The sequence below is a fragment of the Acidocella aluminiidurans genome, from assembly GCF_055383125.1.
This window is the reverse complement of sequence record NZ_AP031589.1, coordinates 293538-317432: the sequence shown is the minus strand read 5'-3', so window position 1 is coordinate 317432 and position 23895 is coordinate 293538. Positions and strand designations below refer to the sequence as shown.

The 23895-nt window shown below is 64.4% G+C and carries 25 protein-coding genes and 3 tRNA genes; 16 read left to right on the top strand and 12 right to left on the bottom strand.

Going from position 1 to position 23895, the window contains the following annotated elements; genetic code table 11:
- Positions 1-258: 258 nt before the first annotated feature.
- The 3 genes from ACZ46S_RS01710 to ACZ46S_RS01700 form a co-directional block, all read right to left on the bottom strand.
- Positions 259-1881 carry a phosphate acyltransferase gene (locus ACZ46S_RS01710; protein WP_464063118.1) on the bottom strand — a complete coding sequence of 541 codons (1623 nt, stop codon included), beginning with the start codon at positions 1879-1881 and terminating at the stop codon, positions 259-261.
- Positions 1878-2531, bottom strand: coding sequence for a hypothetical protein (locus tag ACZ46S_RS01705; protein ID WP_464063117.1), 654 nt, complete (start codon positions 2529-2531; stop codon positions 1878-1880). The genes ACZ46S_RS01710 and ACZ46S_RS01705 overlap by 4 nt, the downstream gene beginning before the upstream one ends.
- A gap of 117 nt (positions 2532-2648) precedes the next feature.
- Positions 2649-2734, bottom strand: a tRNA-Leu gene (locus ACZ46S_RS01700).
- 56 nt (positions 2735-2790) lie between these two features.
- On the opposite strand from ACZ46S_RS01700, the gene lipB reads away from it, so the two are divergent.
- From lipB to ACZ46S_RS01685, 3 genes are all read left to right on the top strand, one after another.
- Positions 2791-3441, top strand: a complete 651-nt coding sequence (gene lipB, locus ACZ46S_RS01695) for a lipoyl(octanoyl) transferase LipB (RefSeq protein ID WP_464063116.1) — start codon at positions 2791-2793, stop codon at positions 3439-3441.
- Positions 3438-3806, top strand: coding sequence for a gamma-glutamylcyclotransferase family protein (locus ACZ46S_RS01690; protein ID WP_295742022.1), 369 nt, complete (start codon positions 3438-3440; stop codon positions 3804-3806). The genes lipB and ACZ46S_RS01690 overlap by 4 nt, the downstream gene beginning before the upstream one ends.
- Positions 3807-3994: 188 nt before the next feature.
- On the top strand, positions 3995-4495 hold the full coding sequence (locus tag ACZ46S_RS01685) for an OsmC family protein (RefSeq protein ID WP_464063115.1): 501 nt from the start codon (positions 3995-3997) through the stop codon (positions 4493-4495).
- Between the two features lie 200 nt (positions 4496-4695).
- Here ACZ46S_RS01685 and ACZ46S_RS01680 read toward each other — a convergent pair whose 3' ends face one another.
- Positions 4696-5721, bottom strand: coding sequence for an LLM class flavin-dependent oxidoreductase (locus ACZ46S_RS01680; RefSeq protein WP_464063114.1), 1026 nt, complete (start codon positions 5719-5721; stop codon positions 4696-4698).
- 120 nt (positions 5722-5841) lie between these two features.
- Here ACZ46S_RS01680 and ACZ46S_RS01675 point away from each other — a divergent pair, with 120 nt between their 5' ends.
- The 3 genes from ACZ46S_RS01675 (at position 5842) to ACZ46S_RS01665 (ending at position 7407) form a co-directional block, all read left to right on the top strand.
- Positions 5842-6849: an LLM class flavin-dependent oxidoreductase gene (locus tag ACZ46S_RS01675; protein ID WP_464063113.1), complete on the top strand. Its 1008-nt coding sequence runs from the start codon at positions 5842-5844 to the stop codon at positions 6847-6849.
- Between the two features lie 153 nt (positions 6850-7002).
- On the top strand, positions 7003-7170 hold the full coding sequence (locus tag ACZ46S_RS01670) for an entericidin A/B family lipoprotein (RefSeq protein WP_295742011.1): 168 nt from the start codon (positions 7003-7005) through the stop codon (positions 7168-7170).
- A gap of 63 nt (positions 7171-7233) precedes the next feature.
- The gene (locus ACZ46S_RS01665) at positions 7234-7407 is read left to right on the top strand and encodes a CsbD family protein (protein ID WP_295742008.1); all 174 of its coding nucleotides are present in this window, start codon (positions 7234-7236) and stop codon (positions 7405-7407) included.
- 206 nt (positions 7408-7613) lie between these two features.
- On the opposite strand, the gene ACZ46S_RS01660 is transcribed toward ACZ46S_RS01665, so the two are convergent.
- Together ACZ46S_RS01660 and ruvX are read right to left on the bottom strand one after the other, a co-directional pair.
- Positions 7614-8195 carry a fasciclin domain-containing protein gene (locus ACZ46S_RS01660; protein WP_464063112.1) on the bottom strand — a complete coding sequence of 194 codons (582 nt, stop codon included), beginning with the start codon at positions 8193-8195 and terminating at the stop codon, positions 7614-7616.
- A 135-nt stretch (positions 8196-8330) separates the two neighbouring features.
- On the bottom strand, positions 8331-8792 hold the full coding sequence (gene ruvX / locus ACZ46S_RS01655; protein WP_464063111.1) for a Holliday junction resolvase RuvX: 462 nt from the start codon (positions 8790-8792) through the stop codon (positions 8331-8333).
- A gap of 47 nt (positions 8793-8839) precedes the next feature.
- Between ruvX and gatC the strand changes: the two genes are divergently transcribed.
- The 4 genes from gatC to ACZ46S_RS01635 all read left to right on the top strand — a co-directional run bounded on the left by gatC (position 8840) and on the right by ACZ46S_RS01635 (position 12676).
- Positions 8840-9127 (top strand): Asp-tRNA(Asn)/Glu-tRNA(Gln) amidotransferase subunit GatC, encoded by a 288-nt coding sequence (gene gatC / locus ACZ46S_RS01650; protein WP_464063110.1) that lies wholly within the window; start codon positions 8840-8842, stop codon positions 9125-9127.
- Complete coding sequence (gene gatA / locus ACZ46S_RS01645) at positions 9124-10599, top strand: Asp-tRNA(Asn)/Glu-tRNA(Gln) amidotransferase subunit GatA (protein ID WP_464063109.1); 1476 nt, start codon at positions 9124-9126, stop codon at positions 10597-10599. The genes gatC and gatA overlap by 4 nt, the downstream gene beginning before the upstream one ends.
- Complete coding sequence (gene gatB, locus ACZ46S_RS01640; RefSeq protein ID WP_464063108.1) at positions 10599-12050, top strand: Asp-tRNA(Asn)/Glu-tRNA(Gln) amidotransferase subunit GatB; 1452 nt, start codon at positions 10599-10601, stop codon at positions 12048-12050. The genes gatA and gatB overlap by 1 nt, the downstream gene beginning before the upstream one ends.
- A gap of 89 nt (positions 12051-12139) precedes the next feature.
- Entirely contained in the window at positions 12140-12676 is a 537-nt protein-coding gene (locus tag ACZ46S_RS01635; protein WP_464063107.1) for a flavin reductase family protein, read from the top strand.
- Positions 12677-12808: 132 nt separating this feature from the next.
- Here ACZ46S_RS01635 and ACZ46S_RS01630 read toward each other — a convergent pair whose 3' ends face one another.
- The gene (locus tag ACZ46S_RS01630; RefSeq protein ID WP_464063106.1) at positions 12809-13792 is read right to left on the bottom strand and encodes a Gfo/Idh/MocA family protein; all 984 of its coding nucleotides are present in this window, start codon (positions 13790-13792) and stop codon (positions 12809-12811) included.
- Positions 13793-13877: 85 nt separating this feature from the next.
- On the opposite strand from ACZ46S_RS01630, the gene secD reads away from it, so the two are divergent.
- The 3 genes from secD to ACZ46S_RS01615 all read left to right on the top strand — a co-directional run bounded on the left by secD (position 13878) and on the right by ACZ46S_RS01615 (position 17257).
- Positions 13878-15458, top strand: a complete 1581-nt coding sequence (secD, locus tag ACZ46S_RS01625; protein ID WP_464063105.1) for a protein translocase subunit SecD — start codon at positions 13878-13880, stop codon at positions 15456-15458.
- A 10-nt stretch (positions 15459-15468) separates the two neighbouring features.
- Positions 15469-16416 carry a protein translocase subunit SecF gene (gene secF / locus ACZ46S_RS01620; protein ID WP_464063104.1) on the top strand — a complete coding sequence of 316 codons (948 nt, stop codon included), beginning with the start codon at positions 15469-15471 and terminating at the stop codon, positions 16414-16416.
- Between the two features lie 88 nt (positions 16417-16504).
- Positions 16505-17257 (top strand): EAL domain-containing protein, encoded by a 753-nt coding sequence (locus ACZ46S_RS01615; protein WP_464063103.1) that lies wholly within the window; start codon positions 16505-16507, stop codon positions 17255-17257.
- A 3-nt stretch (positions 17258-17260) separates the two neighbouring features.
- Here ACZ46S_RS01615 and ACZ46S_RS01610 read toward each other — a convergent pair whose 3' ends face one another.
- On the bottom strand, positions 17261-18202 hold the full coding sequence (locus ACZ46S_RS01610) for an MBL fold metallo-hydrolase (protein ID WP_464063102.1): 942 nt from the start codon (positions 18200-18202) through the stop codon (positions 17261-17263).
- 58 nt (positions 18203-18260) lie between these two features.
- Entirely contained in the window at positions 18261-18425 is a 165-nt protein-coding gene (locus tag ACZ46S_RS01605) for a hypothetical protein (protein ID WP_295741971.1), read from the bottom strand.
- 211 nt (positions 18426-18636) lie between these two features.
- Between ACZ46S_RS01605 and ACZ46S_RS01600 the strand changes: the two genes are divergently transcribed.
- The gene (locus ACZ46S_RS01600) at positions 18637-18996 is read left to right on the top strand and encodes a hypothetical protein (RefSeq protein ID WP_464063101.1); all 360 of its coding nucleotides are present in this window, start codon (positions 18637-18639) and stop codon (positions 18994-18996) included.
- 50 nt (positions 18997-19046) lie between these two features.
- Positions 19047-20309, top strand: coding sequence for a DUF445 domain-containing protein (locus ACZ46S_RS01595; RefSeq protein ID WP_464063100.1), 1263 nt, complete (start codon positions 19047-19049; stop codon positions 20307-20309).
- A gap of 124 nt (positions 20310-20433) precedes the next feature.
- Here ACZ46S_RS01595 and ACZ46S_RS01590 read toward each other — a convergent pair whose 3' ends face one another.
- From ACZ46S_RS01590 to ACZ46S_RS01580, 3 genes are all read right to left on the bottom strand, one after another.
- Positions 20434-22698 carry an FdhF/YdeP family oxidoreductase gene (locus ACZ46S_RS01590; protein WP_464063099.1) on the bottom strand — a complete coding sequence of 755 codons (2265 nt, stop codon included), beginning with the start codon at positions 22696-22698 and terminating at the stop codon, positions 20434-20436.
- A gap of 95 nt (positions 22699-22793) precedes the next feature.
- Positions 22794-23300, bottom strand: coding sequence for an FUSC family protein (locus ACZ46S_RS01585; protein ID WP_464063098.1), 507 nt, complete (start codon positions 23298-23300; stop codon positions 22794-22796).
- Positions 23301-23503: 203 nt separating this feature from the next.
- Positions 23504-23590 (bottom strand) — tRNA-Leu (locus ACZ46S_RS01580).
- A 183-nt stretch (positions 23591-23773) separates the two neighbouring features.
- On the opposite strand from ACZ46S_RS01580, the gene ACZ46S_RS01575 reads away from it, so the two are divergent.
- A tRNA-Asn gene (locus tag ACZ46S_RS01575) sits at positions 23774-23849 on the top strand.
- Positions 23850-23895: the final 46 nt, after the last annotated feature.

Genomic DNA, 23895 nt, shown 5'->3' with positions numbered 1-23895 from the left:
CTCTAAAAAGCTCAGCAGAAACAGCATCAGGCACCTCCGATAAAAGCTCCGGCGCGGCGCTGGATGTTCAGAGCTGATATAGGGGCTGTTTGATCGATGCTGGTGGAAAGCTGCAGTCGGAAATTGATGAAAATTTGTGTGTGTCGGGGGTGGCACCGCTCCTGCCACCGCCCCCAGCTTGTCGCCGCCTTTTTTGGAAAAAAGGCGGCACCCAAAAAACTTCTATAAGTTTTTCAAACGGTTGTTTTAAGCAGCCTGTTACTTTGCCGCCAGCGCCGCCTGCATCGCCGCCACGGCGGAGAGGTTGGTGATGCCGCGCGCTGTCGTGCTGGGCACGGCGATATGCAGCGGCTTCTCCAGCCCCAGCAGCATCGGCCCCACCGTCACCGCCTCGCCGGTCGCCTTCACCAGATTATAGGCGATGTTGGCGGCGTCGATATTCGGGAAGATCAGCAGGTTGGCGGTGCCGGTCAGGGTCGAATCGGGCAGCGCGTGGTGGCGGATCTGCTCGGCCAGGGCGGCATCGGCGTGCATTTCGCCATCCACCTCCAGCTCCGGGTCGCGCGCCCGGATCAGCCCCAGCGCCTTGCGCATCTTCTTCGCGGAAGGCGAGTTGGAGGCGCCGAAATTGGAGTGGGAGAGCAGTGCGACCTTCGGCGGCAGGCCGAAATGGCGCACCGTCTCGGCCGCCATCAGCGTCATCTCCGCCACCTCTTCGGCACTCGGGTCCACATTCACATGGGTGTCGCAGAAAAACAGCGGGCCGGCCTGCAGGATCAAGGCGGTCAGCGCGAAGACACGGCCAGATCCGGTGCTGCGCGGCACGATCGGCAGCGCATACTGGAATTGCCGCCACCAATCACCGGTGCCGCCACAGATCGCGGCATCCGCCGCGCCCTGCTCCAGCAGCATCGCCGCCGTCACGGTCGGGCGCTTGCGCACATGCCGGGCGGCGGCATCCGGCGGGGTGCCGCGCCGGCCGACGCGCTTGGAATAGGCCGCCAGCAGCTGCTCGAACAACGCCGTATCCCGCTCCAGATCGACGATCTCGACATCCTGGCCGGGGCGCAGGCGCAGCCCCAGCGACTGGATGCGCGCGGTCACCGCCTCGGTCTTGCCGATCAGGATCGGCTTGGCCAGCCCGTCATCCACCACGCTCTGCACGGCGCGCAGCGTGCGCTCATCCTCGCCCTCGGCATAGACGATGCGCGGCTTCGCCTTACGCGCCACCTCGATGACCGGGCGCAGCAGCTGGCCGGAGCGGAACACGAAGCGCTCCAGCTCATGCATATAGGCTTCGAAATCCGCGATCGGCTTGCGGGCGACGCCCTCATCCATCGCCGCCTGGGCGACGGCGGGGGCGACATGCAGGATCAGCCGCGGGTCGAAGGGCTTGGGAATGATGTAATCCGGGCCAAACACCGGCGCCTTGCCGCCATAGGCGGCGGCGACCACGTCCGAGGCCTCGACATGCGCCAGATTGGCGATGGCGCGCACGGCCGCCAGCTTCATCCCCTCGGTGATCGCGGTGGCGCGCACATCCAGCGCGCCACGGAAGATGAAGGGGAAGCAGATGACGTTATTGACCTGGTTGGGGAAATCCGAGCGGCCGGTCGCCATGATCGCATCCGGGCGGACGCGCTGGACGATTTCCGGCATGATCTCCGGCTCCGGGTTGGCCAGGGCCAGGATCAGCGGGCGCTCGCCCAGCAGATGCAGCCATTCCTCCTTCAGCACGCGCGGGGCGGAGAGGCCGAGGAAGATATCCGCGCCGGGCAGCACCTCCGGCAAAGTCCGCGCATCGGTCTCGCGGGCCACGTCCAGCAAAGTCGGGTCCAGATTCGGGCGGCCTTTATACACCACGCCATCACGGTCGGTCATGGTGATGTTCTCGGGGTTGGCCCCAGCGCCTTGAGGATGTTGACGCAGGAGAGTGCCGCCGCGCCCGCGCCGGAGGTGACGATGCGCACCTCTTCGATCTTCTTGTTCAGCACGGCCATGGTGTTGAGCACCGCGGCGCCGACGATGATGGCGGTGCCGTGCTGGTCGTCATGAAACACCGGGATGTTCATCTTCTCGCGCAAGATCTGCTCGATCTTGAAACATTCCGGGGCCTTGATGTCCTCCAGATTGATGCCGCCAAAGCTGGGCTCCAGCCGTGCCACGGTTTCGATGAACTTGTCAGGGTCCTGCTCGTCGATCTCGATATCGAAGCTGTCGATCCCGGCGAATTTCTTGAACAGGACGGATTTGCCCTCCATCACCGGCTTGCCGGCGAGCGCGCCGATATTGCCCAGCCCCAGAACGGCGGTGCCGTTGGTGATGACGGCGACCAGATTGCCGCGCGAGGTGAGGTCGAAGGAGCTGTCCGGGTCTTCCTTGATCAACTCGCAGGGGGCGGCGACACCCGGGGAATAGGCCAGCGCCAGATCCCGCGAGGTTTCCATGCGCTTGGTGGCGGTGATGGCGAGCTTACCGGGGCGGGGATAGCGGTGATAATCCAGAGCCGCTTTGCGTAAGGTCTCATCCATGTCTCGAACCCTCCCCCGAAATCAATGATCTGAAGGGTTCATGGCGCAAGCCGGCAGGGCTGGCAACTCGCTCCGCCATGTGATTTTTGAAGATCGCTAATTCTGGAGAAGGGAGCTTGGTGCGGTCGAGAAGACTCGAACTTCCACGAGGTTTCCCCCACAAGCACCTCAAGCTTGCGCGTCTACCATTCCGCCACGACCGCATCGAGGCTGCGGCGGGCCTATAGACTATGAACGCGGAGCCTGCAACAGGGGAGCCATGACGAAAGACGCTTTGGATTGGGAAATTTCACCGGGTCTGACCGATTACGAGGCGGCCCTCGCCCGGATGCAGGCGCGCGTCGCCGAGATCCGCGCCGGGGCGGCGAAGGAGCTGGTCTGGCTGGTCGAGCATCCGCCGCTTTATACCGAGGGCACCTCGGCGAAGCGCGAGGATCTGCAGGATGCGACGCGCTTTCCCACCTACAAGGCCGGGCGCGGCGGGCAATGGACCTATCACGGGCCGGGGCAACGCGTGGTCTATGCGATGCTGGATCTGGCCAAGCCCCATGGCAGCGTGCCGGCGCGCGATGTGCGCTGCTATGTAGCCGGGCTGGAGCGCTGGGTGATCGCCACGCTGAAGGAATTCGGCATCAAGGGTGAGATCCGGGACGGGCGGGTCGGCATCTGGGTGGCGCGGCCGGATGGGACGGAGGAGAAGATCGGCGCCATCGGGGTGCGGGTCTCGCACTGGATCACCTGGCACGGGCTGGCGCTGAACGTGGCGCCGGAGCTGAGCCATTTTGGCGGCATCGTGCCCTGCGGCATCGCCGAGCATGGGGTGACCAGCCTGAAGGCGCTGGGGGTGGATGTGGGCATGGACGCGGTGGATGCGGCGCTGGCCCGCCACTGGGGAGAGATTTTCGGATGAAGATTTTCGTGTATGGCACGCTGGCGGACAAGGGGGCGTTCGGGCGCTGCGCCGGGCGGCCGCTGCGCCATGAGCCGGTGCCGGCCAGGCTGCATGGCTTTGCCCGGGTGAAGTTGCGCGGGGCGCGCTACCCCACGCTGCGCCGGGCGCCGGGGGCGCATGTGCCGGGGATGGTGATCCGGATCAACGCCGACATGCTGGTGCGGCTGCAGGCCTATGAATCGGTACGCTACCGGCTGATGCGCGTACGGCTGGCGGCGGAGGATGGGGCGCACCGGGCTTTGGTGTTCATGGGCGATGCGCCGACACGGATCATCTGGGCGCCGGATTTGCGGCTGATGACACTGCGCTCGCGCAGTTTTTAGAGCAATATGTGTTTAGGTTGACGCGCCAGCGTCAAAATAAACACATGAAATTGCTCGCTAAAACAAAAGTTAGAGGATCAAGCTAAAAGCTTGATGCTCTAAGGTCAGGCGCGCGCAGTTTTTGAACAGCGTTGAGGCGCGGCGGAAAGCTTCCCATACTCCCGGCAAAAGACGGAAAGGTGAGGAAGATGGACGCCGAGACGCTGCGGGCTTTGCAGGCGCCGCTGAAACAGGATTACCGGGACAACCCCGCCCATGCGCTGGTGCAGTCCCGGGCGGAAGGGGTGATTGAGCAGGAGAGCCTCACCTGCACGCTGGTCAATGCGCGCCCGGCACAGGCGGGGCTGCATCCGGCCGCGGGCGGGCCGCAGGGGACGGCTTGCTCGGCGGATCTGCTGCTCGATTCGCTGGTGGCCTGCGCCGGGGTGACGCTGGCGGCCGTCGCCACCGCCATGGGCATCAGGCTGCGCCAGGCGCGGGTAGTGGCGCATTCCTTCTGGGATGCGCGCGGCACGCTGGCGATCGACCGCGCCGCCCCGGTCGGGCTCGGGCCGATCAACCTGACCTTCAAGCTGGATACCGATGCCGATGAGGCGACGCGCGCCAAGCTGTTGAAAAGCACCGAGCGCTATTGCGTGATTTTCCAGACCCTGGCGGCGCCGCCGGCTTGTACGGTGACGCTGCTCTAGCGCCTTCAGCTTTGAGCTGAAGGCGCTAGCTTTCGTTTTTGCGAGCATTTTCATGTGTTTAAGTTGCCGCTGCCGCGTCAACCTCAACATATATCGCTCTAGAGCCTTCAGCTTTTAGCTGAACGCTCTAGCTTTCGTTTTGGCGAGCAATTTTATGTGTTTATCTTGACGATACCGCGTCAACCTAAACACATATTGCTCTAGCGCCAGCCCAAAGCCGGGGCGATGTGTTTGAGGATCGCCTCGATCACATGCGCGTTGTAGGCCACGCCGAGCTGGTTGGGCACGGTGAGCAGCAGCGTGTCGGCTTCGGCAATCGCCTCGTCGGCGCGCAGTTCCTCGATCAGCGCCTCCGGCTCGCCGGCATAGGAGCGGCCGAAGATGGCGCGGGTGCTTTCATCGATCATGCCGATGCTGTCCTGATCCTTGCCACGCCCGAAATACATGCGATCCTGGTCGTTGATCAGCGCGAAGATCGAGCGGCTGACGGAAATGCGCGGGGTGCGGGTATGGCCGGCCGCCCTCCAGGCCTCGCGATAGGCGCGGATCTGTTTGGCCTGCTGGATGTGGAAAGGCTCGCCGGTTTCGTCATCCTTCAAGGTGGAGCTTTGCAGATTCATGCCTTGCTGCGCCGCCCAGATGGCGGTGGCGTTGGAGCCTGAGCCCCACCAGATGCGCTCGCGCAGACCCGGCGCGTGCGGCTCGAGGCGGAGCAGGCCGGGCGGGTTGGGGAACATCGGGCGCGGGTTGGGCTGGGCGAAGCCCTCGCCGCGCAGCACGTCCAGCAGCACCATGGCGTGGCGGCGCCCCATATCCTTGTCCTGCTCGCCCTCGGCCGGGGCATAGCCGAAATAGCGCCAGCCATCGATCACCTGCTCCGGCGAGCCACGGCTGATGCCAAGCTGCAGCCGGCCGCCGGAGATCAGGTCCGCCGCCCCGGCATCCTCGGCCATGTAGAGCGGGTTTTCATAGCGCATATCGATGACGCCGGTGCCGATTTCGATGCGCTTGGTTTTGGCGCCGACAGCCGCCAGCAGCGGGAACGGGGCGGCGAGCTGGCGGGCGAAATGATGCACCCGGAAATAGGCGCCATCCGCCCCCAGCTCTTCCGCCGCCACCGCGAGATCGATGGATTGCAGCAGCGCATCGGCGCCGCTGCGGGTGCCGGACTGTGGCGAGGGGGTCCAATGGCCGAAGGAGAGAAAGCCGATTTTCTTCATCTGCATCACTTTGCGTCAGGGAGCGCCGCCTACTTGGCCCACGGGCTGGGCTTTGCCAATTCCGGCAGGGTGTCTGGCCTGCCATGCGGATCTGGCAAGCCGCCCGCCCCGGCCTATATGAACGATATGAAATTTTCCGTCCTGGACCAGTCCCCGATCCGCACCAACATCCTGCCGGACCAGGCGATCCGCGAGAGCATCGCCCTGGCGCGGGCCTGTGAGGGGTTTGGCTATCATCGCTACTGGCTCTCGGAGCATCACAGCTCCGGCGCGGTGGCGGGCTCGGCGCCGGAGGTGCTGGCCGCCGCGATCGCCAGCCAGACCAGCCGCATCCGCGTGGGGGCGGCGGGGATCATGCTGCCGCATTATTCGGCGTTGAAAGTGGCCGAGCAGTTCCGGGTGCTGGAGGCGATCGCGCCGGGGCGGATCGATCTCGGGCTGGGGCGCGCGCCGGGCTCGGATGGGCGCACGGCTCTGGCGCTGAACCCGAATGCGCGCCAGGCGGCGGATATGTTCCCGGCCCAGGTGCGCGATGTCGCGGTCTGGGTCTCGGGCCAGACGCTGCCGGTGGATCATCCGTTCCGCGCTGTGACCTGCGAGCCGCGCGGGCCGAACGCCCCCGAAATCTGGATCCTCGGCAGCTCCACCTATGGCGCCCAGCTCGCCGCCTGGTTCGGCCTGCCTTACGCCTTCGCCTATTTCTTCTCCGACGGCGCCGGGGCGGAGGAAGCGCTGCATGCTTATCATTCCCAGTTCAAGCAGCCCGGCCCGGAGGCGCCGCCGCGCCGCGCCGCGGCGACCGTGTTCGCGCTGGCGGCGGAGACCGAGGAGGAGGCGCAATATTGGGCGAAATCCCGTGGCGCCTTCTGGGCGATGCGCAATCGCGGCGTCTATATTCCCCTGCCCTCGCCCGAGGAGGCCGACCAGATGGGGTTTTCCGAGGCCGAGCAGGCGCAGATGCAAATGTCGCTGTCGCGCAATTTCATCGGCACGCCGGCACAGGTGGCGGAGCGGCTGCATAAGCTCGGCCGGGATCTGCAGCTGGATGAGATCGCCATCACCACCGCGGTTTATGATCCGGCGGTGCGCACGAAATCCTACCAGCTCTTGGCGCGGGAATTTGGGCTCGCTTAAAATTCCATGACGGGCGTTTCATGAGACAAATCTGTCAAATCTGAAAGCTTAAGTATTCCAGATTGAATTTTCCAAGCCGCCGGACAAAATCCCATTTCACGATACGCGTCCCAATCGGGGGAGCGTTCCAAAAAGGATAAAGGATTTTGGGCGATGGTTTCTAAGTTTCGTGTTGCCTTTGGTCTGTTCGCGATGGTGTCGATGGCGGCGGGTCTTGCTGCCTGCCATACCACGGCGGGCGTCGGTGAGGATCTGTCCCAGGGCGGCCACGCGCTGACCAACAGCGCCAATGCCAACGCGCCCAGCAAGCCCAGCCCCTAATTTCCTGCGGCGCTGAACGCGCCGCACCGAGACAATCCAGCAACCACATAGAGGAGATTCAACATGGACAAGGATCGTATTGAAGGCACCCTGAAGCAGGCCAAGGGCGCGGTGAAGGAAGCCGCCGGCAAAGTGACCGGCGACACCAAGCTGCAAGCCGAAGGCAAGGCCGACAAGGCCGAAGGTAAGGTGCAGAACACCATTGGCGGGCTGAAGGACGCCGCCAAGAAGCATTGATCGCGTCGCCGCGATAGCGGCTGGAGGCGGCGGGGACAACCCCGCCGCCTTTTTCACAGCTAGAGCTGTTCCGCTCACGCCGCCGCGTTACGTAAACGGAAGACATGCCGCGCCGAGGCAAAATTCCCAGAATTTGGCTGAAAATTTGATGCGCGGGCGCGTGATGCGAGCGAACAAGCCGGTTTCAGCGGACGCTGCGCCGAGCTTCAGGGCATCAGCACCTTGTCGATCACCTGAATCACGCCGTTCGACTGCATGACATCGCTGATCGTGATTTTCGCTTCATCGCCCTTGGCGTCTTTGACCATCAGCCCGCCCGCCGGGGCGTTGCTGAAGCTCAGCGATTCGCCTTCGACCGTTTTGAGCTGCGCGGTGCCGCCATCTTGCTGGATCATGTTCTCGATATCCGCCGCGGTATAGCGCCCGGGCACGACATGATAGGTGAGAATCTTGACGAGCTCAGCTTTGTTTTCGGGTTTCAGCAGCGTTTGCACGGTACCCGCCGGCAGCGCGGCGAAGGCCTCATTGGTGGGCGCGAACACGGTAAACGGTCCCTTGCCTTCCAGCGTTGGCACCAGCCCGGCCGCCTTCACCGCCGCCACGAGTGTTGTGTGGTCCTTCGAGTTCAAAGCATTTTGCACGATGTTCCGGCTGGGATACATGGCGGCGCCGCCGACCATGGGATCCGCCGACATGGATTGAGCCGACATGGATTGCGCGGCGGCGAGGCCGGGCAGCAGCAAGAGTCCTGAAAGAGTCAAAGCGAGCCGCAATTTTTGAGCAGACATCCGACATTTCCTTGTTGGTTAGAACCTGAATGGTTCGTGAACAAACAGGAATACGCGCTGATATGGCGGGCGGATTGGCGAGCGCCCGGGAAGGTGGATGAATTTTCGTCCATATGCCCGCCAGAGCCATCGGCGTCAGGCTTGCAGCGCGTCCAGTGCGCGTTGCAAAATCTCCGCCGCCGCCAGCTTGTCGACGATTTCGGCGCGCCGCGCCCGGCTGACCCCGGCCGCAATCAGCCGTTCATGGGTCTCGGCGGTGGAATAGCTCTCATCCACCATCGCCACCGGCAGGCCAAGCAGATCGCTGAGCCCATGCGCCCAGTCCCGCGCCGCCTGGGCGCGGGGGCCGAGCGTTTGCTCGCCATCCAAGGGCAGGCCGATGATCAGCCCCCCTACCCCTTCGCGCACCGCGATCTCGCCGATTTCGACGGCGTTGAACTTCATCTTGGTGCGTTGCAGCGTGGTGTAGGGGCTGGCGATGCGCAAACCGACATCGGACAGGGCCACGCCGATGCGTTTGGAGCCGGGATCGAGCCCCAGCAGCCGGGAGCCGGGGGGCAAAAGGGATAAAAATTCGGGCAGGTTGTAGAGCGCCATGGCCGCCTGTATGGTCCGCCCGGATTTTTTAGCCAAGGGATTTTGGTATGTCGCTGGACGCCGCAACGGTACGCCGGATTGCGAAACTGGCCCGGATTCGGGTGAATGACGAGGAAATTGCCACCCTCCAGAACGAGTTGAACGCGATTCTGGGCTATGTGGAGCAGCTGGGCGAAGTGAATGTGGACGGTGTCGAGCCGCTCTCCGGCGGCGCGCAAATGGCGCTGCGCCAACGCGCGGACCAGGTCACCGACGGCGATATGGCGGAGAAAATCCTGGCCAATGCGCCCGACCGCATCGGAAATTTCTTTGCCGTGCCGAAAGTTGTGGAATGAGCATGTTTGACCTGACCATCGCCGGTGCCGCCAAGGCGCTGAAGGCGAAAGAGATTTCGGCCGTGGAGCTGACCACGGCCTATAATGAGGCCGTGGCGGCGCTGAATCCGCGTTTGAACGCCTATATCACCACCACCCCGGAGCTGGCCCTGGAACAGGCGAAGGCGGCCGATGCGCGCCTGGCTGACGGCACCGCGACGAAGCTGACCGGCATTCCCATCGCGATGAAGGATCTGTTCTGCACCGAGGGTGTGCGCACCACGGCGGGAAGCGCGATCCTGGAGCCCTTCGTGCCGCCTTATGAGAGCACGGTTTCGGGCAAGCTGAAGGCGGCCGGGGCGGTGATGCTGGGCAAGGCCAATCTGGACGAGTTCGCCATGGGCTCCTCCAACATCACCTCCTTCTATGGCGCGGTGGAAAATCCCTGGAAGCGCCAGGGCGCGGAGGCCAAGCTGGTGCCGGGCGGCTCCTCGGGCGGGTCCGCGGCGGCGGTGGCCGCGCGCATCGCGCTGGCGGCGACGGGCACGGATACTGGCGGCTCCATCCGCCAGCCCGCCGCCTTTACCGGGCTGGCCGGCATCAAGCCGACCTATGGGCGCTGCTCGCGCTTCGGCGTGGTGGCCTTTGCCTCCTCGCTCGACCAGCCGGGGCCGATGGCGCGCAATGTGGAAGATAACGCGCTGCTGCTGAACGCCATGGCCGGGTTTGACCCGAAGGATTCCACCTCGGCCGAACGTGAAGTGCCGGATTTCACCGCCGCGCTGAACCGCGGCGTGAAGGGGCTGAAGATCGGCATTCCGGCCGAATACCGGCTGGAGGGCACCAACCCGGAAATCCTTGCCCTCTGGGATAAGGGGATTGAGTGGTTGAAGGCGCAGGGGGCGGAGATCGTCGAGATTTCCCTGCCCCACACCAAATACGGTCTGGCGGTGTATTATATCGTCGCCCCGGCGGAGGCTTCCTCCAACCTCGCCCGCTATGATGGCGTGCGCTACGGCAAGCGCGTGGATGGCGCGGATCTGATCGATCTCTATGAGCGCAGCCGCGCCGAAGGGTTCGGCGCCGAGGTGAAGCGGCGCATCATGATCGGCACCTATGTGCTGAGCCATGGCTATTACGACGCTTATTATCTGAAGGCGCAGAAGGTGCGGAACCTGATCCTGAAGGATTTCACCGACGCGTTTGCGAAGGTTGATGCCATCCTCACCCCCACCGCGCCCTCCGCCGCCTTTGGGCTGGGCGAGAAGATGGATGATCCGGTGACGATGTATCTCAACGACGTGTTCACCGTGCCGGCCTCGCTGGCCGGGGTGCCGGCGATGAGCGTGCCGGCCGGGCTCTCCGCCGACGGGTTGCCGCTGGGCTTGCAGGTGATCGGCAAGCATTTTGACGAGGAAACGGTGTTCGCGGTCTCGGCCGCCATCGAAAACGCGGCGGGCTTCTCGGCCCTGCCTGAAGTGCGAGCGAAATAATGGCCTATACGTTGGAAGGCAGCACCGGCGCCTGGGAGGTCGTGGTCGGCCTTGAAGTCCATGCCCAGGTGATTTCTCAGTCCAAGCTGTTCTCCGGAGCGTCCGCGACCTATGGCGGCGCGCCGAATGCGCATGTCTCCTTCATCGATGCCGGTTTCCCCGGCATGCTGCCGGTGATCAACCAGGAATGCGTGGCCCAGGCCGTGCGCACCGGGTTGGGGCTGAAGGCGCGGATCAATCTGTTCTCGCGCTTCGACCGCAAGAATTATTTCTACGCGGATCTGCCGCAGGGCTATCAGATCAGCCAGTTCGAGCACCCGATTGTCGGCACCGGCAATGTCGAGATCGAGCTGCAGGATGGCACGATCAAGCATATCGGCATCACCAGGCTGCATCTGGAGCAGGATGCGGGCAAGTCCATGCATGACCAGCATCCGAGCAAATCCGTGGTGGATTTGAACCGGGCGGGTGTGGGGCTGATGGAGATCGTCTCCGAGCCGGATATCCGTTCGCCGGAGGAGGCCGGGGCTTACTTGCGCAAGATCCGCCAGATCGTGCGCTATCTCGGCACCTGCGACGGCAATATGGAAGAAGGCTCGATGCGGGCGGACGTGAATGTCTCCGTGCGCAAGCCCGGCGAGGCATTCCGCACACGCTGCGAGATCAAGAACGTCAACTCCGTGCGCTTTGTGATGCATGCGGTGGAGGCGGAGGCGCTGCGCCAGATCGAGGTCTGGGAGAGCGGCGGCGAGGTGGTGCAGGAAACCCGGCTCTACGACCCCGCCAAGGGCGAGACGCGCTCGATGCGCTCCAAGGAAGATGCGCATGATTACCGCTATTTCCCCGAGCCGGACCTGCTGCCGCTGGTGCTGGAGCAGGCTTGGGTGGACGAGCTGAAGGCGGCCCTGCCGGAGCTGCCGGATGAGAAGCGCGCGCGTTTCTGCGCGGAATATGGCATTCCCTTCTACGATGCGGGCGTGCTGGTGGCCGACCAGGCGACGGCGGATTTCTACGAAACCGTGGCCAAGGGACGCGACGGCAAGCTCGCCGCCAACTGGATCTCCGGCGATTTCTTTGCGGCGATGAACCGCACCGGCAAGAGCATCGAGAACCCGCCGGTTTCCGCCGCCGATCTCGGCGCGCTGCTGGATCTGATCACCGACAAGACCATCAATGGCCGCATCGCCAAGGATGTGTTCGAGGAGATGGTGGAAACCGGCAAGGCGCCGGGCGCCATCGTCGAGGAGAAGGGGCTGCGCCAGGTGACCGATACCGGCGCCATCGACGCGGCGGTGACCAAGGTGCTGGCCGAGAACCAGGACAAGGTGGCGGAGTACAAATCCGGCAAGGACAAGCTCTTCGGCTTCTTCGTCGGCCAGGTGATGAAGGCGATGCAGGGCAAGGGCAACCCGGCCCTGGTGAATGAGGCGGTGAAGAAGCAGCTCGGCTGATTTCTTCATGCCTGCCGCGCGGTTTTGCGCGGGCTGTGCTTGATACGGATCAAACCCCGCCCTCTGGGCGGGGTTTATGCGTTGCGGCCATGATGCAAGATCTGCCGCTAACGGACGCCTATCAATTCATCGAGCCCGGCCCGGTGGTGCTGCTGACCACACAGATGCCGGGGCGAAAGCCGAATGTGATGGCGATGTCCTGGCATATGGTGCTGGGATTTGAGCCGGCATTGATCGGCTGCGTGGTGGCGCGGGCCAATCACAGCTACGCGGCGTTGCTGACCCAGGGCGAGGCGGTGATCGCGGTGCCGCCGGCCGGGCTGGCGCGGATCGTCACCGGGGTTGGGAATTGCACCGGGGACGATACGGATAAATTCGGCAATTTCGACCTCACCCCCCTGCCCGCTTCGCGGATTGCGGCGCCGTTGATTGGCGAGGCGATCGTCAATCTGGAATGCCGGCTGCGTGACCGGACGATGGTGAAGGCCTATGACATGTTCGTGCTGGAATGTGTGAAAGGCTGGGTGAACCCGGCCTTACGGGAGGCGCCGATGCTGCATCACCATGGGTATGGCGCGTTCAGCGTGGATGGCGAACGCATCACGCTGAAATCGAGAATGAAATAGGGAGCAAAAGTTTTTTGGTGCCGCTTTTTTTCAAAAAAAGCGGCGAAGAGGCCGGGGCGTGTGCAACGACATCGCCAAAACCCCAGAGTTTTTGCAGCCCTTTTTGAAAAAAGGGCTGCACCCCAAAAACTTTTATAAATTCAGATTCGGAATCAGCCCGCTGGCCTCGGCCATGGCCCGGCTCTCGGCAATCGAAGCACTCACCATCAGCGCCGCCGCCAGCGCGTGCTTGCCGGCCAGCCCGTCCACCACCACCGGCGCGCCATCCAGGCAGGCGGCGAAAAACGCCTCATGTTCGGCGGAGAGCGCGTCATGATCCTGCCAGCCGGCCTGCTCGATGCCGAATTCCGGAAAGCCCGGCACCTTGGTGCCGATGCCCCGGCCCACCAAAGTGAGTTTGCGGGCGGAGAAATCCACGGTCAGATAGCCGGTCTGGGAGAAGATGCGCATCTTGCGCTCGGTCTTCAGCGAAATGCGGCTGGCGGTGATCGTCGCCACCGCCCCCGAGGCGAAGCGGATGCGGGCATTGGCGATGTCGTCGAAAGTGCTGGCCACCGGCGCGCCCACCGCGTCCACGCTCACCACCTCCGAGTCGGCCAAGGTCAGGATCAGATCGAGATCATGGATCATCAGATCCAGGATCACCGAGACATCCGTGCCGCGCGGCTTGAAGGGGGCGATGCGCACCGCCTCGATATAAAGCGGCCGGCCCATGCGCGAGGAGAGCGCCCCATGCGCCGCGGAGAAGCGCTCCAGATGCCCGACCTGGAGTACCTTTCCCGCCTGCGCGGCCAAAGCGATCAGCTCATCCGCCTGCGCCAGGGTCGCGGCGATGGGTTTTTCCACCAGCACATGCTTGCCCGCGCGCAAGGCCCGGGCGGCGTGCTCGTAATGATACTCGGCCGGGGCGGCGATGATCACCGCATCCGCCTCGGCCAGAATCTCCTCGACCGATTTCACCGGGCAGCCCGCTTCCCAGGCCACCTCCTTGGCGCGGGCGGGGTTGGGATCCGCCAGCCCGACGAGCCGGGCGCGCATCGCGCCCGCCAGTTTCAAAGCATGGTAGCGGCCAAAATGACCCGCCCCGATCAAGCCCACCTGCAATCGCTCGCTCATATCTTAAGCGCTCTATTCCGCTCCGGGGTTGCGCGCAACGCTCTGCCCCGCCATACGGCAAGCGGTTTGGCATTTTTCGGAGCCCGTGTTGCTTTATTTCAGCCGTGCGAAGACGATCGGTATCCTGCTTGTCGTCGCCCTCGGGGTGTTGCTCAGCCTGCCCAATCTCTGGGCGCGGCCGGGCTTTCTGCCCGCTTTCCTGCCCTGGAACCAGGTGCATCTCGGGCTCGATCTGAAGGGCGGCTCCTATCTGCTGCTGCAGCTGGATACGGATGCGATCCAGAAACAGGATCTCGGCCAGCTGGTCGGCGAGGCCCGGCAGACGCTGGTGAAGGATAATCTCGGCTATAAGGATCTGCACGCGGACGCGGCCAGCCATCAGGTGCTGCTGACCCCGCTGGCGGGCCAAGGGCCGCAGGCGCTGAAGGCGCTGCAAGGGCTGATCACCTATCTGCCGAATTCGCCGACGCCGAGCCTGGCCGTGGCGCAGCAGCCGGATGGCAGCATCGCCCTCTCCGTCCCCGCCCAGGCGCAGAAAGCCCGCGACACCCAGGCGGTGCAGCAGGCGATCACCATCATCCAGCGCCGCATCGACGGCTCGGGCGTGCTCAACCCGCAGATCCAGCGCCAGGGGGACAGCCAGATCGTCGTGCAGCTGCCCGGCATCTCGGACCCGGAGCGGGTGAAGACGCTGATCGGCACCACCGCGCATATGACCTTCCAGATGGTCGATGCCAATGCCACGCCGGGCCAGCCCGCCCCGCTGGGGGATGAGTGGCTGCCAATGTCCGATAATCCGCAGCAGAAGCTGGCGGTGCTCAGCAATGTCGCCGTCGATGGCGCGGATCTGCAGAACGCCCAGGCCAGCACCGATCCGCAGACCGGGCAATGGGTGGTGAATTTCACCCTGAACGCCGTCGGCGCGCGGGAATTCGCGGATACCACCACCGCCAATGTCGGCAAATTGTTCGCCATCGTGCTGGACGGCAAGATCATCGAGGCGCCGGTCATCCGCGAGCCGATCACCGGTGGCTCGGGTCAGATTTCCGGCAATTTCACCGCCCAGTCCGCCACCGATCTGGCGCTGCTGCTGCGTGCCGGCGCGCTGCCGGCGCCGCTGAACATCGTCGAAGAGCAGAGCGTGGGGCCGGAGCTGGGCGCGGATGCGATCCGCGCCGGGGCGATCTCGCTTGGCGTCGGCTTCCTGCTGGTGCTGTTCTTCATGGCGCTGTTCTATGGGCTGTTCGGCTGGTTCGCGAATATCGCCCTGGTGGTGAATCTGGTGCTGATGCTGGCCATCCTCTCGGTGATGGGCGCCACCCTCACCTTGCCCGGCATGGCCGGTATTCTGCTCACCCTGGGCATGGCGGTGGATGCCAACATCCTGATCAATGAGCGCGTGCGCGAGGAGGTGAAGGCCGGGCGCAAGCCGCTGGCGGCGCTGGAGGCGGGCTATAAGCGCGCTTACGGCACCATCATCGATTCCAACGTCACCACGCTGCTGGCGCACGTGACCCTGTTCATCTTCGGCTCGCCGCCGGTGCGCGGCTTCGCCGTGACCATCTGTGCCGGCATCATCACCACCATGTTCACCGCCACGGTTGTGGTGCGGCTGATTACCTCGCGCTGGTACGCCGCCCGCCGTCCGGCCGCCTTGCCCGTCTAGGAGCGCCACCATGTTCACCAAACCGGCTTTCCGCTTCGTCCCGGACGGGACCAAGATCCGCTTCATGAATGGCCGCTTCGCCGGGCTGATCACCTCGGCGGTGCTCTCTCTGGCCTCGGTCGTGCTGTTCTTCCATCCGGGCCTGAATATGGGGCTGGATTTCAAGGGCGGCGTGGTGCTGCAGGTGCAGACCCCGCAAAAGGCGGATTTCGCGGCGCTGCGCGGCGCCCTCGCCGGGGCCGGGCTCAGCGACGCGGCACTGCAATCGGTCGGCAATCAGGGCGATCAGGTGCTGATCAGCCTGGAGAGCCGCGCCAATGCCAGCGCCACCCAGACCGCCATCGGCGAGGTGCAGCAGGCTTTGGACAAGGCCGCCCCCGGCTCGAAAATCCAATCCACCCAGGCGGTCGGCGCCTCGGTGTCGGACCAGCTTTTCACCCAGGGGCTGGAGGCGCTGGGGCTCTCCTTCGTGATGATCCTGGTCTATATCTGGTTCCGCTTTGAATGGCAGTTCGCCGTCGGCGCCGTGGTCACGCTGATCCTGGATACCACCAAGACCATCGGCTTCATGGTCATCACCCGCATCCCGTTCGACCTCGTCACCATCGCCGCCATCCTGACCATCATCGGCTACTCCACCAACGACAAGGTGGTGGTCTATGACCGGATGCGCGAGAATCTGCGCAAATATAAAACCATGGGGCTGCGGGACCTGATCGATCTCTCGATCAACGAGACGCTGAACCGGACGCTGGGCACCTCCGGCACCGTGTTCCTCGCCGCCCTGCCGCTGGCTTTGTTCGGTGGCGCCGCACTGTCCGGCTTTGCCTGGATCATGCTGTTCGGCATCGTGGTCGGCACCTCGTCCTCGATCTTCATCGCCGCGCCCATCCTGCTCTTCCTCGGTGAGCACCGGCTGCGCCGCTCCGCGACTCCGGTGAAAAAGCCATCCGATTGAAAAAAGAGTGAAATTTCCCTCGCACGGGGGATTTAAGTCTGTTAGAACCGCCGAGTGTTATTTTTGAACAACTCTCGGTAATTTAGACATGCCCCCGAAGGCGGCCGGCATTGCCCTCGCCGACACGTTGCGTCTGCGCTACCAGCCCATTTTCCGCTTGCGCGATGGGGCGGTTTGCCATGCCGAAGTTCTCGCCCGCAGCCAGACGGCGGATGGCCAGCTGCTGGGGCCGCAGGCGATTGTGGATGTGATGTCCTGCCCGGAAGCGGCATTGCACCTCACCCTTGCGATCATGGACCGGGCGCTGTGCGAATATGTCGAACATGGGCTGCACCGGCGAGGTCTGGAGCTGGCCTTCAACCTGCCGCTGAATGTTCTGGTGTTTCCCGGCCTGATCGAGCGGATCCGCGCGGTGCAGGCGCAATATGGTCTGGCTGCCACGGTGCTGCGGTTTGAATTGACCGAGACGCAGCCGGTGCGCGACCCGCCCGCCGCCCTGGCCAGCATCGCGGGCTTGCGCGCGCATGGCTATCTGCTGGCGCTCGACGATGCGGTGCCCGGCATGGCCTGCCTGGATGCGCTGCTCGGCGCGCCGCTCAGCGCGATCAAGCTCGACCGCTCCGTGGTCACCGATGAGGGCGCCGACGCCACCATGTTCATCCGCGCGATGACCGGCAGCGCCAGGCGCCACGGCCAGGAGGTCGTCGCCGAAGGGATCGAGACGGCGGCCCAGATGCGGCGCATGCAGGCGCTGGGTGTCTCGCACGGGCAGGGCTATTTCTTCGCCTGCCCGCTGACCGCCTTGGCCCTCGCGGAGATGCTGAGCGCGGCCGAAGGCTGAGACTTACGCCGCGGCGAGGGCGAAGCGGCGTTTGGAATCCTCCGCCATCCGCTCGATGCGCTGGCGCCAGGCGGGGCTGTTGGCGGCTTTTTCCAGCATCAGCAGATTATCCGCATGCAAGGCGGGTGCTGGCGCCAGCTCATGCACCAGCCCCTCCTTGGAGAGCTTCAGCAGATGCGCCAGCACGTTGCGCTGCGCCGCCGCCTTCAGAAACGGGTCGGCCTTGGCGTAGAGATCCGCCGCCAGCGCCGCCACACTCCAATCCTGCCGCCGCAACGCCTCCAGAATGCTGCGCTCGCGCCGTTGCCGATGGCCGAGCAGCTCCGCCGTCAGCCCGCGCGGCGCGCGCAGCAGCGGGCCATGGCCGGGCAGGAAGAGATCATCATCGCGCGCCAGCAGCCGCTCCAGACCGCGATAATAATCCGCCATGTCCCCATCCGGCGGGCTGACGATGGAGGAGGACCAGGACATCACATGATCGCCGCTGAACAGGATTTTCTCACCCCCCTGCCCGCGCCAGGCGAAGCAGAGATGGTCGGCGGCGTGGCCGGGCGTGTGCAGGGCGGTGAAGCCTTGCAACACATCGCCGTCCCGCAGCGGCAGATCGGGTTTGAGCGCCGCGCGCATCGGCTGGTGGAAGGCCGCCACCTTGGCGCCGGTCCGCGCGGCCAAGGCCGGCAGGCCGGCATAATGGTCGGCATGGGTATGGGTCAGCAGGATCAGCCCGAGCTTGCGCGTGCCGATGGCGGTGAGGAGATCGCCGATATGCGCCGCATCGTCCGGCCCTGGATCGATCACCACCAGCCCGTCGGGCGTTTCCACCAGATAGGAGTTGGTGCCGTGATAGGTCATGATGCCGGGATTATCGGCGACGATCCGGCTGATCCCGGGGAGGACATCGAGCACCGCATGACGTTGCGGCACGGCTTCAGACAAAAAACCCATGCCCGCATCATGCTATGCGGGGGGATGATGGGCAAATGTCCCGGGCTTATGGGGCGGTTCAGCCGAAATTATAGGCCAGCCACAAAACGCCCAGCACCGCCGCGACGCAGACCACGCCCAGCACCACCGGCAGCACCGCGCCATGCGCCGGGGCGCGGCTGAGCCCGTGCGGGAGATGCCCGCCGGGGCCCTGGGAACCGTGAGAATAATCTTTTATATTCATTGCCTTGACCCTCCATCTTGCGATGGCACGCGATATTCACAGACCGCTTTTTCGGACAGAGACTGACGCCGCCCGGCAATTGCGCCGGACTCATCCTCGAACCTGACGATACGCCCCAGATCCTTTAAAATGCAATAAAAACCGTGCGGGTCATGGTTGCGGCGCGCGCCGGGCTTGGCCATCGTGGGGATGCTGAATGAGGGGGATATTCATGGCCGGACGGCATCTCTGTTTCGCCATCTGTCTCGGGGTGCTGGCGGGTCCGGCTTTGGCGCAGAGCAGCGGCATCGTCGGGGCGGATCGCGACCCGTCCTGCCAGGCGGTGGGGGGCATTGGCTCCTATACGGATTGCCGGCGCAATGGCGTGCAGATCGACCCCAGCTCCGGCCTGGCGCTGAATGCGCAGGACCAGTGCAATTCCGTCGGCGGGGTGAATGATGGCCAGGGCTGCTACCGCGACAATGTGCAGGTGAACCCGCTGACCGGCATGAAGGCCCAGCCAAGCGATCCGGGCTATATCCCGCAAGGCGGACAGGGCCTGCCCGGCCTGCCGGGCGAAGGCAGCAATTAGCGGCCGGGTGTACTTGCGGGCTCAGCTGGGCCATCTATTTCCGCATGGCCATGCCGCAAGACCCTGACGCCCCCCTGCGCACAGCGCTTCGTCGCCACAAAATTTTCGCCTCATCGCTGCTGCTGCTGATGGCCGCCCTGGCCCTTGGCAGCTACTGGCTCCCCGCCTCCAGCTGGACCGAGCTGCTGCGCGACGCCGCCAAGGCCGGGTTCATCGGCGGGGTGGCGGACTGGTTCGCCGTCACCGCTTTGTTTCGCCATCCTCTGGGGCTGCCGATCCCGCATACCGCGATTCTGCCGGCGCAGAAGCAGCGCCTGGGCGATGCGCTGGGGCGGTTCGTCGCCAACCATGTGTTCACCGAGTCCGATATGCGCCGGTTGCTGGCGGAGCTGGACGGCGCCGCCATCCTGCGCCGCTTCCTGGCCGACCCGGCCGCTTCACGGCCATTGGCCGAGGCGCTGGCCGGGATGCTGCCCAAGCTGCTGGCGAGCATCGAGGATGGGCGGGCCCGGCGCCTGCTCAACCGGCTGCTGCCCAAGCTGGTCGGCGGGCGCGCCGCCGGGGTGGTGGTGGCGCGCGCCCTCGCCGGGCTGGTGGAAGGCGGCAAGCATCAGGAGATGTTCAGCTTTATCCTGGCCCAGGTGAAGGAGATGCTGGCGGCGCGGGAGGAAAATCTGCGCGAGGCGATCAAGGAGCGCGTCGCCGAGCATGGCGGCAAATTTGTCGGCTGGGCGGTGGGGGCAGGCATCGCCAAGCGCGTGCTCTCGGCGGTGAATAGCGAGCTGGACAAGATCAGCCCTGACAGCTCCGAGATCCGCGATGCCTTCGATGAATGGGTACGCGCCGAAATCGCCAAGCTGGAGACAGACCCGGCCCGCGCCGCCGAGCTTGGCCAGGCGCTGCGCGCGGTGATGACGCATGAGACCGTGCAGGCTTGGGTCTGGGATGTCTGGGCCAGGATGCGCCGGGCGCTGGAGCTGGATGCCGCCAACCCGCATGGGCGCTCGGTGGCGGTGATCGAGGCGGCTCTGGTCAATCTGGCCGAGGTGCTGGGGCACGACGAGGCGACCCAGGCGCGGCTGAACGAGGCGCTGCGCGGCGGCGTGCTGCGGCTATTGCCGAGCGCCCAGGCGGAAGGGGCGAAATTCATCGGCCATGTCGTCGGTGCCTGGGATGCGAAGACCATCACCGAGAAGCTGGAGCTGCGGGTGGGCAAGGATCTGCAATATATCCGGGTGAACGGCACGCTGGTCGGGTTTGTGCTGGGGGCGGCACTGAGCCTGCTGGCGCGGCTGGCCCCGGCGCATCCGTGAACGAAGTATAAAGCTTTACAACATAGGTAAAAATTTTTGGCGGGGAAAAGGCTGGGGGGGCAACGCGGTTGCCACCACCCCAGAGGTTTTTGCCGCTTTTTGAAAAAAGCGGCGCCAAAAACTTTTATGAGTTTAGGATCCTTACCGGGATCGACTTGGCCGCGGGCGTGCCGGAAATTTCGTCGTGATGCCCGATCGGCAGCAGCGGGTTCAGCTCCGGGTAGTAGCCGGCCAGGCTGCCGCGCGGCATCTGGTAGGGATAGACGGTCAGCCCCATCACCCGGCGCTCGACCCCGTCATCCGCGATCGTCTCCAGCCCCACCTTGGCCTGCGCCGCGATGCCGTGATCGCGCATATCCGCCTCATTCATGAACAGCACCATCCGCCCGTCATAGACGCCGCGATACCGGTCCGAATTGGAATAGATGGTGGTGTTGTACTGGTCGTGCGAGCGCACGGTGGAAAGGCGGAACATCTCCGCCCCGCCGATCGGCTTATCCTCATCCAGCCCTTCGATGATCAGGAAATTCGCCTTGCCGGTGTCGGTCTTCCACTGCCGGGAACGCGGCGGGTTGTTGAGATGGAAGCCGCCCGGCGCCTTGATCCGCTGATTGAACCCGGCGAACAAATCCGGATACACATCCGCGATGCGGTCGCGGATGAGATTATAATCCGCGATATATTCGGCCCAGGGCACCACGCTGTTGGGCAGCGTCGCCATCGCCATGCGGCAGACGATCTCGATCTCCGAGCGCAGATCGGCACTTGCCGGCTCCAGCACCCCGCGCGAGGCGGTGACGTTGGACATCGCATCCTCGATGGTGACGAATTGCGGGCCGCTGGCCTGGTTGTCGATCTCGGAGCGGGCGATGACGGGCAGGATCAAGGCCTGCTTGCCATGCACCAGATGGCCGCGATTGAGCTTGGTGGCGATGCCGACGGTGAGGTTGAGCCGGCGCATCGCCTCATAGGCGGCAACGGTGTCCGGGATGGCGTGGATGAAATTCCCGCCCATGCCGATGAATACCTTGGCGCTGCCCTCGATCATCGCCTTCACGCTCTCGACCACATGATGACCATGCTCACGCGGCGGGGCGAAGCCGAAGACCTCCTGCAACTTGTCCAGATAGGCTGCGGTCGGCTTCTCATCGATGCCGACGGTGCGGTCCCCCTGCACGTTGGAATGGCCGCGCACCGGGCAGATGCCGGCCCCGGGCTTGCCGAAATTCCCGCGCAGCATCAACAGATTGGCGATCTGCTGGATCACCCGCGCGCCCTGCTGGTGCTGGGTGACGCCCATGCCGAAACAGATGATGGTGGCGTTGGAGGCGATATAGATATCCGCGCAACGCCGAAGCTGCGCTTCCTCGATGCCGGAGACCGCGACGATATCCGCCCAGCTGGTGGCGAGGATATCCGCCTTCAGCGCCTCGAAGCCATGGGTGTGGTCGCGGATGAAATCCTCATCCAGCACCTTTTCTCCGGCCGCATCGCGCTCGAACAGCACCTTCATGATGCCCTTGAGCAGCGCCACGTCGCCGCCGATCTTGATATGCACGAATTCGCTGGAAATCGGGGTGGACTGGAAGGTGGCCATCTCCACCATGTCCTGCGGCTCGGTGAAGCGGATCAGGGCGCGCTCGGGCATCGGGTTCACCGCCACGATCGGCACGTTGCGCTTCCTGGCATGCACCAGCTCGGTCATCATGCGCGGGCTGTTGGTGCCGGTATTCTGGCCGATGATGAAAATCGCCTCGGCCTTGGCGAAATCGCCGATCACCACCGTGCCCTTGCCGATGCCGATCGACATTGGCAGGCCGCGGCTGGTCGGCTCGTGGCACATATTCGAGCAATCGGGGAAATTATTGGTGCCGAATTCGCGCACGAACACGGAATAGAGGAAGGCGGCCTCGTTGGAGGTGCGGCCGGAGGTGTAGAATTCCGCCTCGTCGGGGCTGGAGAGGGCGTTCAGCTCGCTGGCGATCAGCTTATAGGCATCGTCCCAGGAAACCGGCACGTAATGGTCGGTGGCGGCATCGTAGCGCATCGGCTCGGTCAGGCGGCCTTGCTCCTCCAGCCAGTGATCGGACTGCGCCATCAGCTCGGTGACGCTGTACTGGGCGAAGAATTCACGGGTGACGCGCTTGCGGGTGGCTTCAACGGCCAGTGCCTTGGCGCCGTTCTCGCAGAATTCCAGCTTCTTCTCGCGGTCCGGATTCGGCCAGGCGCAGCTTGGGCATTTGAAGCCGTCCGGATGGTTCATCTTCAGCAGCGCCTGGCTGCCTTTCACCACCACGCTCTGTTCCAGCAGCACCTTGGCGGTGGCTTTCGCCGCCCCCCAGCCACCGGCCGGCGCCTTATAGGTTTCAAAGCGCAGCTTTTCCGACATGATCACCACTCCCCAGCGGATTGTTCGTGACGCTAGATGAGTGTCCTTGCCCCCCGCGACAAGTTGCAATGCAGCAACACCGCTCCGCTTATTGCTCAGCCCTGGGGCGGTCTGGCCTCGTGCGCGTCCAGCCAGGTGATGGCGCGCTCCGCCAAGGCGTGGAAGGCGATGCCGATGAGCCCGCCCAGCAGCACCTCGCTGCCCCGCCAGATGCCGGTCTGTAGAATCGTATCGCCGGGATCGACGGTGAGCAGCACGATCGGCGCCGTCCACATCGACACCCGCAAATTCGGCCAGAGCCGCACCAGCACGGCGCAGAAACACACGGCCCCGGCCAGCTGCAACGGGACCGGCGCGCCAAAGGCGACCAGCGCGCCGCCGATAATCACCGCCGAGACGACGCCAACGAGCGTGCCGGTGAGCCGCCAGAGCGCGGCGCGGCTGGTATCGTTGAGTTTTTCCTGGGAGACGATGATGCCGCTCATCGTCGCCCAGACCGGGTGCGGCAGCCCGACTCCACGGGCCGCCAGATAAGCCAGCGCGGCAGCAGCTGAGCAGCGCAGGACGAAGGCTATATGCCGGTAGATCTCATCGCGTGTCATTCATCGCCCCGGCGCCTGGTTTCAGCCCAGGTGAGCTTCCAGGAACCACGGCGCCTTGTCCAGACGAGGGGAACAGGCGGCAGCGATCGAGGTTTTTGCGGCAATCCGACGGATGATTTGCGATTTTGGCGCCGCTCTTTTGCGGTCGGTTTTGACGCGGGCTGGAGCGCGGTGCGGGCCGATGAAAGAGGGGTTGGGAAGCCTGGTGCGGGTGGTCGGAATCGAACCGACACTCCATTGCTGGAACCGGATTTTGAGTCCGGCGCGTCTACCAGTTCCACCACACCCGCCTGGCTGCGTCTTCTGTAAGTGAGGCCCGCGGCGAAATCAACTGGCGCGGCCGCCCTGCCGCCGCGAAGCGGCTGTTTTTTAAGCTGAACAAGCGCTTACAGGGCGTTGAGGAGAAAGCTGTCATTTATTTGCCAAGGGCACTTGCCAGCCTCCGGGGCGTTGTTTATAGAGCCGCCCACCGGTCCCGAATAGCTCAGTTGGTAGAGCAAGCGACTGTTAATCGCTCGGTCGTAGGTTCGAGTCCTACTTCGGGAGCCAGCCGGCTTTTCACCCCACATCAAGGCACATCAAAAACGGCAGAAAC